Here is a 12,604-nt window from a genome sequence, read left to right as displayed (position 1 = left end):
AATATATGACTACAGTGATTAACTGTCGCTGGTTGTTCATTGTTTTCGTTAATAACAAAATAATGTCGAAACTGTAAAATGCCCTTCATATTTTAATAATCGACTTGTATCAGCTTTACGTTTTTCCCACGTAGAGCTAATTGAAATCCCCATCCAAAATATTCAGTTCGTTTCAAGTGTATGCGCAACTGCTGCTCTCCTGCCTTTAAAGGAACTGTCACCGTTTCAGAAAAACGAACGTATCCTTGGTCTCCCCAATGAGGTGAGTTTTTAAATATATTTTCTCCAGAAAAAATAAATGTGTCATTCATAAAAATAGTAATTTCATCGCTAAATCCAAAATCCAATGTCACATCCCCATCTTCCTCTAGACAAAAGCGTCTTGTTAAATATGCGTCGGTCATCGAAACTGGCAGGTAGCGATTCAAGTTTACAATAGGATGACTCGACTCACCGCAAACACGACCATAGTCTTCAAGGAACCACTCATCGATAATGGAAGTATCTTTTGGCCCTATCACTCTCTTTTCTCCCCTTAAATTGCTACTATTCCAAACTCGTAGCTCTCGAAAATAAGCAGGTTTATAACACCACAATCCGACGATTTCTCCGTTATCACTGCGATGCGCAAGTGGTTTGATTTCAAGAGGAGTTTGGTCATCAAGTTGAAGTAAAGCCGTGTTTTCTTGAAAGGTTATACGAAGTTTATGCCAACGATGCATAGAAATTGATGCTTCTTGCTGAGCCCCTTTTCCGTGATACAACTGCCATGTATTACTTCCGTGAAAAACAGGGTCATACTGTAATGCATCCCATCGACCACTCGTATGAGGTTGAACATAAACAAGCTCGTAATTAGCACGATCTCTCATTCGAAACACAACTCCGCAATATGTCACATCATCAGCACCTATTAACACTTCAATCATCCCATTACGAAGCTGAACATCCGGAAAGAAAACTAGTCCATTCATTTTTAAACACTTCTTTTCTTGCCATTCAACAATAGAACACTCATCGCCACAAAATCGAATTCCTTCCATACTACTTAAACTATTCTCATAAATTAGCAAGAAGCCCCACCCCCATTTTGCTCAAATTGTAATTGTATATAAGATAAGCAACAAGGTCCTAAAGTAGCATTTCGACGGCTAATGGGGACGGTTCTCACTTGCCAAAATGTCAGGAAGTTAACAGGGACGGTTCTCACTAGCCAGATTCTATCTACAGTCCGATTACTTTTTTGCTCAATACGAAAGAAATCCTATACTTTTACTAACTTTCCCCATATTATTGCAGCCTTTCGAGCACACTATAAGAACTTAAGTATGTGAAGCGATTCAGTATAAAACCCTATTTATAAAAGGAGAAGAAATAATGAAAAATATCGCCAGCAAAGTCGACTTAGGTGAAGTAATAGTCGTTTCTAAAGTATTCCAATTAAACACTTTTCAAACGGTAAAGCTTCTTGAAAGTGGTTTGATGGAGATATATGAAAATAAGGAGGATTTTATAAAAAAGTACGGGGAAAAGGATGAATATGAAGAATTAGATGATTGGTGTGAGTTAAGTACTGGAAAGGTGTTTGCCAAACTAAAATAGAGCATGAACGCTTGCTCCGTTAATAGGGACGGTTCGAAACCAGTGAAAAAGTACTTACCCTTTAAGTATAGACTAATAAATATAAAGGTATTTGAATATAGAAGTTGCTGAGACCAGTGCAAACTCGCTTTCAACGGGCGGCTGGTGAGCCTCCTTGATGCTTTGCATCTACGTAGTCTCACCCCTGCCTTTTCTCCCGCAGGAACGAGCGTTGCTTCGTTGCTAATGCTACGAGTTGTCTCGATGGATACGCTTCAAAGCATATGCTCGTAGAGGAAGAGACAGTTACCTCGCTTGCTCCGGTCTCATCAACTCTTTCTATAAATTAGGTACTTTGAATAATAATGCAACAATATATTATTTTTTACACTTTTTCAGCGGTCTCGGACGGTTCTCCTTTGCCGTCGTTTGGCAAAGGAGAACCGTCCCTATTAGCCTTATTAGCCTATTCGCCTGCTATTTCCCAATAGCAGGATACTTGATTTTTACCATGTTCTTTTGCGTATCTTTCTGCGATATCGGCTTTGTCTATAAGCTCTTGCACGGTCATTGGGGAATCTTTATCGACAGTTGATACACCGATGCTTGCTGTAATTTGATACATGTCATTAATATGAATATTACATATATCGCTTAAAATACGGTTCGCTACTCCTTTTGCAATATTTGCATTCGTATTAGGTAAAATCACTATCAATTCCTCTCCACCGTATCGCCCCACAATATCACCGCTGCGTACAGATTGTTGAATACCTTTTGCAACTTGCTCTAATATACGATCTCCTTCAGCATGCCCATACTGATTATTCACGTAGCTAAAATTATCAATATCAATCATGATAAAAGAAAGATCCGAATCATAATCCACGCACTTTTGAAACTCTTCTTCTAGTCTTTTTGTGAAATAATTTCGGTTATATAGTTTTGTTAAATGATCAACATGAACGAGCTCTTGCATAATAACCTTTTCGATTTTTGGCGTAATCATTTGTAAAAATTGTTCTACAGAGTAGACGTATTCTCCAAATAGAACATTTTGATTGTCGATTAAGACGACACATACAACCTCATTCTCATCAGAAATAATCGGAAATCCATATAAATGCGAACTATCAGATTGAATATGACATACTTTCTTTTCTTCCATTACTTTCTTCATCGCTATATCCACTTTTTCATTGGAAATCTCTTTGCTTTGTAGCTTATCACTTACATGTAATGTTTTCGTTCTCAATCTTCCCATTCTAAAATGAAAATACGTGTGATCGAAAACGATATTCTCATGAAGAACCTTCACTATATTTTTACACACATCCTCTAAAGTCTTCGCAGAGTGAACTAGCCTCATGCTATCAAATATGATTTCATTTTTTGTTAAGAGATTCATCATCTCTACCTGCCTGTTCGATGGCGAATGCAATAATGCACTATCAACAGATTCAATATGATGACACATTTCCTTTTGCTTAAGCTGATTATTCACTTTAGTAAAATAGCTTCTCGCTCTAATAAAATGTACCCTTGCTTGGATATACGATTCGTTTTTCTCATAAAATAATCCCTTTAAATAATACACATACCCTAAATAACCAAAGTATCCCTTGTTATATACCAATTCTTCAAAGGACTGAATATATTCTGTGAAAGCTTCATCTTTATTTAATTTCATTAATGCCTCTAGGAGCATTATGGAAAACTCGAGTCTTTCTTCCACACTTAGATTCCCTTCCTCTAGACAGCTTTTTGCAATATAAATCGATTTATCATATCTATTGAATAAAGTGTAGTATTGGCATTGGAGTAATAAATGTTCTGCTTTATTTTTATGTTTTTTACTCATTTTCTCAATAAATGGCCAAAGTCGCTTCGCTTTTTTCACATCATGCTGCTTCAACATAATTTTATACTGGAAAACTAGAGCGTCGACTCTTGTCATAGTTAAGTGAATACGCCTTACCTTAGGCTTTATCTCATTAATCAGTTTCAATGCTTTATCATAATCTTCAATGAGATAGTATAGTTTGACCAAATTTATTTCATTAAAGTTTGAATTGATCTTTTCTCCAATCGCTTTTGCTCTATCAGCCAACTTAATAGCATGACTTGTTTCTCCTAAATACTGATAAAACATAAATAAGTTTGTATTGGCGTTCATCTCATGATGTTTGTTTGCTAGCTTTATCGCCAAATCCTTTGATTTTATCATGTAATCCTTCGCCTTAATCACGTTCTCTTCTAGCAATCCGATGCCTATCAAGTTATAAATATTCATCAACATCGTTGTTTCTTCGTATTGCTCCGCTAACGATTCCGCTTCAAAAATGAGATGACACCTTTCATTCCAAGGGAAGTTATTTAGGAGCTGAAGAATATGTAGATTATATATCCAACGAATATATTCTATTTTCTTTAATTTTTCTCTAAGTTTCGTGTTATTGTTTTTATGATATTGAATCATATCATTTACAATTGACGTATCTCTTCTTGTATAGGAGTAAAAATAACCTAATATCACTTGTAAGTGTAGCTTGTCTTGTAAAGAAACGGATGAAGAGTGGATTCTTTCTATGCAGGTACTTTCATATTTCTTTAGGAGCGACAAATCACGAAGGTTGATACTAATGTACCCTGTTCTAATAAAGGCAATTATCTTATTATGCTTAGTGTATATCTCATAAAATGTTGTTAAAGCTTGTTTTAGATTTCCGTTCTTCTCTAAAATATGTCCATATAGGAGTTGTACACACACTGGTGGCTCCTCATTCACATATTTTTTATACAGATCAAGTGCCTTTCCTATGCTTAGTTGTGCATCAGAAAATAAGCCTTCTCTATAACATTTCTTTGCTTCTAATAAACGGTAGGCTAACGCACGCCTCCCTTGCCCTTCACTCTCATATTGAGATGCAATCACACCGTAGTCTTCCACACTCTTTTTCACTTTTATGCTATGCATAGCGAATCTCCTTACATTTATTCATTCATCATACTTTCAACAAGGTAATCTCAAACTTCATTACAATTGATAACTGATCCGCGACAATGTGAATTGGCACCTAACAAAGGACAAAGGTACCATTATTAATATGTTTTTTTAGAAAATTAAGAAAAAACAAACATAACCATAGTTTACCTTTTTAATCCATTTATTTAAAGAGTTTATTTTAAAAAAATGGCGAAAAGGGACGGTTCTCATTAGCCATTTGGCCAATGAGAACCGTCCCTTTTCACCTACACTATGAATTTAATGATTATGCCATAGACGATTGCCAAAAATATGGAAGCGAGGGTGCCTAATAAAAAGTACTCTGCCCAATCACGGTCATCCAGCTGTTTAAATCTTGTAATAGACTTTGCTGCGATAATAAACGCTATGGAACTAATGGAATCGTTCATGACAAGAACAATGACAAGAAGCCTTTCTAAATAACCGATAATTTTTCCACGTGATAAATCTTGATCCTTTAATACCATATACGTATATTCTTCTACTATATTTGTGTTTTGATAGTTACCTTTACTACTATCGTATTGACCATTACGCTTATCTTTAAGTGTATACTTCCCTTCAAAAAGAGATAGGTAATTTGTAAATGAACCAAGAAAAATTCGAATAAGGTGACCACTAACACTTGTGGCAATAATAAGCATAATGACGACAAAGACTACTTTCTGTCCAGGGGAAAAACTAGGAGTTATTCCTTCTATAAGTCCAATCGATATAAGGAATTGATTGCTCAGGTTATAAACATCTATGTTAAAAAATATTACGGAAATGACTACAATCGTGACGAAGTGAAACAGCTGATCAATGACAAACAGGGCCAACTCCCATCCGCTTCGTTGACCATATTTCTTCTCTAGTAATGATTGCCCATTTATTTTGCCTATATCAATAATCCAATGAAAGAAAACGAAAAGGATAGAGGGTATAGCAACATAAACCAAAAAACTGTCTTCTCCCGAAATGACAAAGATAATAAAAAGGGCAATAAATCCTACTACAAACTGGTGTAATAGGTGCCTTTTAAGATATAATTTCTTGTTTTTCACCATTTTTTCCGTCTGCAAGAAAAAATCACCGATTAAATGAGCAAGAACTAAACTTAGTAACGCCATGCTAGTATCCTTTCTCCAAACTTTCTTAAGGAATTATTTTAAATTCATATAAACGCTCACTAATAATACTTTTTATCGAATCAGACATATTTTTTGTGTATTGCTCTAGGTGATCTTTACTCGTAACTACTTCAAAGGCATTGATGTTCTGATGAATTTGCTTATGCGCTTTAAAGATAAGCTCTCCGTTTCCTTTTTTATAATGACTAGAAATGGTAGCCGCAGATTTATTTAGCAAAGCTGCTACACGTTTTTGCTGGCCATATATAAAATAGAGATCGTATATAAGTTTTTGTAATTTCGATTGGTTTTTCAATAAGTTATCTTCCATTTCGATCATTAAATTCATGAGATTCTCAGTTTCTTTATTACTTTCACCAAAAATAGAATCACTACTATTATATAAAAAATCCCAATCTAATTTAAATAGAATACTAGTGTGTTTTTTCGATTGTTTTATCTTCTCATTCGCTTCCCTAGCCCTTTTAATGAGAGGATGATTCCAAGTCTCCACATCTATTATATCTATTTCCCTATCGACATTGCCAAAGGAAATTCCAAAATAAGGTGGTTGGTCTGGATACTTCCAGAATTGCTTAACTAAGGTAGCGATCGTATATGCGGTGACATAATGTTGAGCAATGAATATGATTTCATCTCCTCTTCGGTGTTTCACAATTCCTTTACCAATTGGAGCAATCCAAACCTTTATCCAATTCTCCCACTCATCTAAATACGCGGAAATATCATCCCAATTATTATTTTTTGTAGAATTTGAAACATCCATAATGAAAATTGAAACAGGATTGTGCATGTAATCTGTCTCCCCCATTAGTATTTGTATTCCATTTAATAGTTTGATTATATAGTCTTATTATACTTAAATTAGACTATTTTATCTAACTAATTTATCCTTTTACTAAAAGAACTAAGTTAATAAAGCAAGCGAAGTCAAAAGGCTAAAAGGGACGGTTCTCATTAGCCAAATGGCTAATGAGAACCGTCCCTCCTTACCTTTACAAATCTTTTTACTCTCCTGATGTTCTATTTGCAATTTCAATTGCTCGGTTAGTACCTTCTACTGCTTGATCCAACGCTTCCTTCGGTTCCATGCCTTGTAGCATATTTTCTAGAGCCGTCACGACAAGCTGACGCGATTCAGGAAATACCGATATTAATGCGCCTTGAGTAGCCGTTCCTGGTAAAGTAGCTTGTAATTGTTCGATAGGAACTCTTAATTGCGGATACTCTTCATGAACTTCAGACACAATTGGCTCGTCATAAGCAGACGGATTTATTGCAAAATAGCCAGTTGCTAGATGCCATTCTGCTTGCACCTCAGGTGTTTGCAAAAATTTCATGAAATCGAAGGCTGCTGCCTGCTCTTCTTCAGAAATTCCATTTGCCATCCAAATAGATCCACCTCCGATAATTACACCATTTCTTTCTACTTCGTCCGCATAAGGAACAAATCCTGACCCTACTGCGAATGGCGCATTATCGACCGTTCCTTTCGTTCCTGCTGAGGAATCTAAATACATCGCTACTTGTTCTGCTTGGAATGCAGCACGAACGTCATCCCAGCTTGATCCAAAATATCCGAATGTACCAGCTTTGTTCATTTCATTAATCCATTCAAATGCACGAAGTCCTTCTTCTCCATTAAAAATCGCTTCTGTTGCGATATCCGATCTACCATTATCGTTATTGACATAATCTGCCCCTTGAGTAGAAAGTAGCTGTTCAAAGAACCACCCATGGCCTAAGATTGAAAACCCATAACGGTCATCTGTCGTTAACATTTCTGCTGCCTCCATTATTTCTGAGAAGGTTGTTGGTGGATTTTCTGGATCTAATCCTACCTCCTCAAAGGCATCCTTATTGTAAAGAAGTGCAGGTGTAGAAGAGTTAAATGGCATAGAATATAACGAACCATCTACAGTGTAGTAGCTTAATATGTTTCCTTCAAGCTGATTAACATCATAATTATCTTTATCTATCCACTCTTGAACTGGAGTTATGTAGCCTGAGTCAATCATATATTTCGTTCCTACCTCGAAGACTTGCACTAATGCAGGAGCCTCACTCGTACCCCCTACACTTCTAAACTTAGTTAATAACTCTTCATAAGAACCTTGGTATTCCGATACAACCTCTACCGCGTCTTGAGAAGCATTATATTGGTCTACTAGTTCATCTAACGCCTCACCTAGACCTCCACCCATTCCGTGCCAAAACTCCACAGATACTTTATCATCCCCAGTTGCATCATCCTCCACTGGAGATTCTTCTTCCTCAGCACTATCATCGTTGTTATCCGTAGTTTCTGTGTCTAATGTTTCTGGTGAAGCCTCACTTTCTTCTGTAGAACAAGCAGCAATTACCCCTAAAAGCATGATGACAAGAAAAATCCAAGATAATTTTCTTAACATAACTAATCTCTCCTTTTATTTTAATGCACCCTGTGTCAAACCCTTTTGAAGCTGTTTTTGTCCTATAAATAGAAGTAATAGCGTTGGTAAGATCACAATGACAACACCAGCCATTACTACCCCCCACTCCGTAGAAACCTCTACTGTTTGTAGCTGTTTCAAGCCAATCTGCACTGTTCGTTTCATGTCATTTGTAGTCACTAACAATGGCCATAAATACATATTCCACGTGGTTAAAAAGCCATAAATACCTAGTGTTACTAAGCTTGTTTTTGCATAAGGAATGACAACCTTATAAAAAAATTGAAACCGAGATAATCCTTCTATTTGTGAAGCCTCATATAATTCATGAGGAATTGTTTTAAAATGCTGACGTAATAGAAAAGTTCCAAACGCTAAGGCAAAAAAAGGTACCGTCATGCTCAAATAGGAATTCATCCAGCCTAAGCTTTGAATGGTTAAAAAGTTAGGTATCATCGCTGCTTCCCATGGAATCATTAGCGTTGATATAAACAATAGAAAGATAAAATTCCGTCCTTTAAATGGAATAAAGGCGAACACAAAGGCTGCTAAAGAACATACAATTAATTGACCAATCATGACAATACATGAAACTATAAAACTATTTTTCAAGTAATGCAGTAAAGGTACTGTTCCAAAAACCTTTACATAGTTATCAACATTTATTGATGAAGGTAGGAATGCACGTCCTAGTACTTCCGCACCATTCATGAAGCTTACGAGTACCGAATAGATTATAGGAAAAAAAAGGAGTAATGCAGATACAAGCAATAATACGTAAAAGACAATCGAACGTATTTTTCCACCTCTCACTGATAATGCACCTTCCTTTCACCAAACTTAAATTGCAGCAATGTTAAAACAAAAACGATGATAAAAAGCATAATAGCCTGGGCACTAGCCGTACCAAATTGATAGTTAATAAATGCGTCCTGATAAATGGAGTACACGATTAAATTCGTCGACTCTGCCGGTCCACCTCTTGTTAAGATATCCACTTGCCCAAAGGATTGAAACGAATTAATGAAAGTAATTGTAATGATAAAAAATAGTGTAGGTGACAGCATTGGCACAGTAATTCTCCGTAATTGATAAAAATACCCTGCTCCGTCAATATTGGCACTTTCGTATAAATGCTGGTCTATATTCTGCAAACCACCTAAAATAATCAAAAAAGAAAATCCAATATTCATCCATATTGTTGTGATAGCAATGGATATAAGAGCCCATGTTGGATCTAATAGCCATCTAATTGCAGGAATTCCAAACATCCCTAAAAAGCTATTGATGGTACCTACTGTCGGATGAAATAAGAACAACCAAATGACTGCTGATGCTGCCACAGACATTCCCATCGTTGATGAGAAAATTGTTCTGAAAAAACCGATTCCTCTTAGCTTCTCATTGGACAGTAAGGCTAAAAATAGTGCAATAATTACACTAGTCGGAACGGTGTAAAGTACAAAGAGGCCTGTAGAGAGCATGCTTTTTTGAAATTTAGCAGATTGTAGTAAATATATATAGTTTTCCAATCCTACAAACACTGCTGCCGCTCCTTTAGCATCCGTTAAGAAAAAGCTTAAATATACTGTTTTGATCATTGGGTAAAAAAGAAATATCGAAAATAACAAGATGGAAGGAAGCAAATACAACATAGCAATTCTAATATTTGCTGTTTTTCTCCACAACGATTGATGATCAATCAATTGATTTTCAGCTAGTTTCATTCGAACGCGTTCCGCTTCAACGAGATTCAACAGACAGAACCTCCTTTAACACCGTTTCATTCCACGCAGGTGAAATAACCGTTTTTTCTGTATCTCCATCAAAAAGATATAATTTTTCTATAGAAAAGGAGATGTTAGTTTGCCTATTTAAATCCAAGGGCCACTGTCCTAACCATTTAGCCTTCCATATATCCTCACCGATATAAAACGATAGTAACGTCTCATTACCTAGTACTTCGACATTCGAAAGCTGTACAGAAAAATCTACGTCTCTAGATTCACCTTTCCCGCGACTAATTTGCTCTGGTCTAATGCCTATATAAACAGTATCACTCTTTATTTGTCTGACTTCCTCATTACTTATAGGTATAATAAGGTCATTTTTCAATAGTAACTGGCTATTCATTCTATCTACCGTTGCTTTTGAAATATTCATCGGTGGCGCTCCAATAAAAGTAGCAACAAATAGATTCTTCGGTTTATTATAGATTTCTAATGGCGTTCCTACTTGCTGAACCTTTCCATCCTTTAAAACCATGATTCTATCACCCATCGTCATCGCCTCTACTTGGTCATGCGTTACGTATATCATCGTAATACCTAATTTTCTTTGTAGCTGACGAATTTCCGTTCGCATATGCCCTCGCAGTTTGGCATCAAGATTAGATAGCGGTTCATCCATCAAGCACATTGGTGCATCACTAACTACGGCTCGTGCTAATGCAACTCGTTGTCTTTGTCCACCAGACAACTCCCTTGGCTTACGCTTTAAGTAGTTTGTTAACCCTAATAGTTTAGCCGCTTCCTCACACCGTTTTTTTCTTTCTAACTTTTTCACTTTTTTTACTTTTAATCCAAACAAAATATTTTCTTCCACTGTTAAATGAGGGTACAGGGCATAATTTTGAAAAACCATCGATAAATTTCGTTGACTCGGCAGTAAATGATTAGCTCGTTGGTTATCTATGTATAGCTCACCTGCACTAATTCCCTCTAAACCTGCAATCATCCGTAGAATCGTACTCTTTCCACACCCTGACGGACCTACAAGAATAAAAAATTCTCCTTTTTCAATTGAAACCGTGGCATCTTCTACAGCAAAAGTACTTTGATCATAGGTTTTACACAGTTGATGAAGTTGTATATGACTCATGGAATCCCTCCTTTTAAGAAAAGCGCGTAGAGCTAGACTACTTTCAAGGCGGCTAATAAAAGTAAGACATGTTTAGAAGCCTATTCATCATTCTTTTAAAAAGTTTAAGCATCTATCTCTCTTTTACACATTCAAGAATACTCCATGATTATTAACTCTATATAAATGAGCGTTCAACTTTTGTAAGTTTTTTGTAAATAGAGAAACAAGATTATGAATAGTTTGACTAATAATAATAGGGACGGTTCTCATTGGCCAAATGGCCAATGAGAACCGTCCCTTCTTACCTTAAAATGCGATTACTGCTCCAATGATAACTAAAAGGATAAACAGCACTAATACTAGAGCAAAGCCTGTTCGATATCCTCCGTGCTGGTAACCACCATATTGATAGCCATGATAGTAAGACATATTATTCACTCCTTTCATCATAGTTGCTTTACTAAAAGAAGTAGAAAAGGGGAGGGGGGAGCCCCTTTTCACTAACCTTTTATTAGTAATAAGGTGTAGACACTACTGCGCCAATAATGACTAACAGTACGAAAACTACAATGACAAAGGCAAAAGCGCCTGTTCCAGTATGATGTTTGTGTGTCAAAATAAAAACCTCCTTCATACAAATTTGAGGAAGTTCTCTCCCAACCTCACTAATACTTTATGAAAGAAAGGAAGTAATCGTATAGGACGACCCCTAATTTTAGACAAAATAGTTTATTAACTAAAGTTTTATCATGCAACCTAGTTCTCACTCAAATAGATAAATAGTAGTGTAAACCACCCATATATAGTTTCTTATCTATTATTGGAAAATGATAAATGTTTATAGGAGAAACTACTAATTTACCCTTTTCTTAAAAACATATGTATATGTACAAGCAAATCATTGTTAATTGAAATACATTACATTAGCTATACAAATAGTTTTGATGTATAGCAAGCAGTATCCTCGGCTGCGTAAGTGGCTCATTCATCTCCTCCTTTTTGAAAAGAGGGAGACTCAAAAGGTTGATTTTTACCTGATGAGCCTCCCTCTATACAATGTAAGTGAGTAGGGACGGTTCTTATTTGCCGTTTGGCAAATAAGAACCGTCCCTATTAGTACTACATAGTAGTCCCTATTATTATCCTAGATTAATTTAATGGGTCTGTTCTGTTTGTGAACTGTAAGAAAAATGGTGTTATTAACATAGCCAGGGTGAATAGACCAATACCGACATATACATAAATAATGAACGGTAGTTCTAAATAATGTCTAATGAAGTATCCGGGTAAAAGTAAGATAAAAGCTGTCGGAAGCATTGTCTTCCAATTACTAGTGGCAGTGAGATACTGTCTTTTATTACATGTAGGACATTCTTTTGACCATAAAAAACGAAGTGCTTCTATATATTTATATCGATGTTTACAAGACCAACAAATTGGAAGTTTCAAAGGATTTTCCTCCATTTCTATTCTACGAATATTTTACGCTAAGTATTTTTTTGATGACGTTCTAATAGAAAAAGGTTGACTCAAAGGGTTGATTTTTACCTTTTAAGCCAACCTTTAAT

The 12,604-nt window shown here is 35.9% G+C and carries 12 protein-coding genes; 1 reads left to right on the top strand and 11 read right to left on the bottom strand.

Going from position 1 to position 12,604, the window contains the following annotated elements; genetic code table 11:
• Positions 1–92: 92 nt before the first annotated feature.
• Entirely contained in the window at positions 93–1,073 is a 981-nt protein-coding gene (locus BCELL_RS05200) for a hypothetical protein (protein WP_013487628.1), read from the bottom strand.
• Between the two features lie 304 nt (positions 1,074–1,377).
• Here BCELL_RS05200 and BCELL_RS05195 point away from each other — a divergent pair, with 304 nt between their 5' ends.
• The gene (locus tag BCELL_RS05195) at positions 1,378–1,602 is read left to right on the top strand and encodes a hypothetical protein (protein WP_013487627.1); all 225 of its coding nucleotides are present in this window, start codon (positions 1,378–1,380) and stop codon (positions 1,600–1,602) included.
• 445 nt (positions 1,603–2,047) lie between these two features.
• Here BCELL_RS05195 and BCELL_RS21485 read toward each other — a convergent pair whose 3' ends face one another.
• From BCELL_RS21485 to BCELL_RS05155, 10 genes are all read right to left on the bottom strand, one after another.
• Positions 2,048–4,558 carry a tetratricopeptide repeat-containing diguanylate cyclase gene (locus tag BCELL_RS21485; RefSeq protein ID WP_013487626.1) on the bottom strand — a complete coding sequence of 837 codons (2,511 nt, stop codon included), beginning with the start codon at positions 4,556–4,558 and terminating at the stop codon, positions 2,048–2,050.
• A 275-nt stretch (positions 4,559–4,833) separates the two neighbouring features.
• Positions 4,834–5,721 (bottom strand): DUF3307 domain-containing protein, encoded by an 888-nt coding sequence (locus BCELL_RS05185; protein ID WP_013487625.1) that lies wholly within the window; start codon positions 5,719–5,721, stop codon positions 4,834–4,836.
• 25 nt (positions 5,722–5,746) lie between these two features.
• Positions 5,747–6,535, bottom strand: coding sequence for a hypothetical protein (locus tag BCELL_RS05180; protein WP_013487624.1), 789 nt, complete (start codon positions 6,533–6,535; stop codon positions 5,747–5,749).
• A gap of 214 nt (positions 6,536–6,749) precedes the next feature.
• Positions 6,750–8,153 (bottom strand): ABC transporter substrate-binding protein, encoded by a 1,404-nt coding sequence (locus tag BCELL_RS05175; RefSeq protein WP_013487623.1) that lies wholly within the window; start codon positions 8,151–8,153, stop codon positions 6,750–6,752.
• Between the two features lie 15 nt (positions 8,154–8,168).
• Positions 8,169–8,987, bottom strand: coding sequence for a carbohydrate ABC transporter permease (locus BCELL_RS05170; RefSeq protein WP_013487622.1), 819 nt, complete (start codon positions 8,985–8,987; stop codon positions 8,169–8,171).
• Positions 8,984–9,901: a carbohydrate ABC transporter permease gene (locus BCELL_RS05165; RefSeq protein WP_041808636.1), complete on the bottom strand. Its 918-nt coding sequence runs from the start codon at positions 9,899–9,901 to the stop codon at positions 8,984–8,986. Before BCELL_RS05165 ends, BCELL_RS05170 begins: the two co-directional genes overlap by 4 nt.
• Positions 9,902–9,917: 16 nt before the next feature.
• Positions 9,918–11,054 (bottom strand): ABC transporter ATP-binding protein, encoded by a 1,137-nt coding sequence (locus BCELL_RS05160; RefSeq protein ID WP_013487620.1) that lies wholly within the window; start codon positions 11,052–11,054, stop codon positions 9,918–9,920.
• A 288-nt stretch (positions 11,055–11,342) separates the two neighbouring features.
• Complete coding sequence (locus BCELL_RS22005) at positions 11,343–11,465, bottom strand: YjcZ family sporulation protein (RefSeq protein ID WP_013487619.1); 123 nt, start codon at positions 11,463–11,465, stop codon at positions 11,343–11,345.
• Positions 11,466–11,547: 82 nt separating this feature from the next.
• Positions 11,548–11,652, bottom strand: coding sequence for a sporulation protein YjcZ (gene yjcZ, locus BCELL_RS22000; RefSeq protein WP_245546946.1), 105 nt, complete (start codon positions 11,650–11,652; stop codon positions 11,548–11,550).
• A gap of 533 nt (positions 11,653–12,185) precedes the next feature.
• The gene (locus BCELL_RS05155) at positions 12,186–12,485 is read right to left on the bottom strand and encodes a TIGR04104 family putative zinc finger protein (RefSeq protein WP_013487618.1); all 300 of its coding nucleotides are present in this window, start codon (positions 12,483–12,485) and stop codon (positions 12,186–12,188) included.
• Positions 12,486–12,604 lie beyond the last annotated feature (119 nt).

The sequence above is a fragment of the Evansella cellulosilytica DSM 2522 genome (assembly GCF_000177235.2).
GTDB classification, from domain to species: domain Bacteria; phylum Bacillota; class Bacilli; order Bacillales; family Salisediminibacteriaceae; genus Evansella; species Evansella cellulosilytica.
The sequence above is the reverse complement of the archived record's forward strand: the minus strand, read 5'-3'. Positions and strand labels throughout refer to the sequence as shown.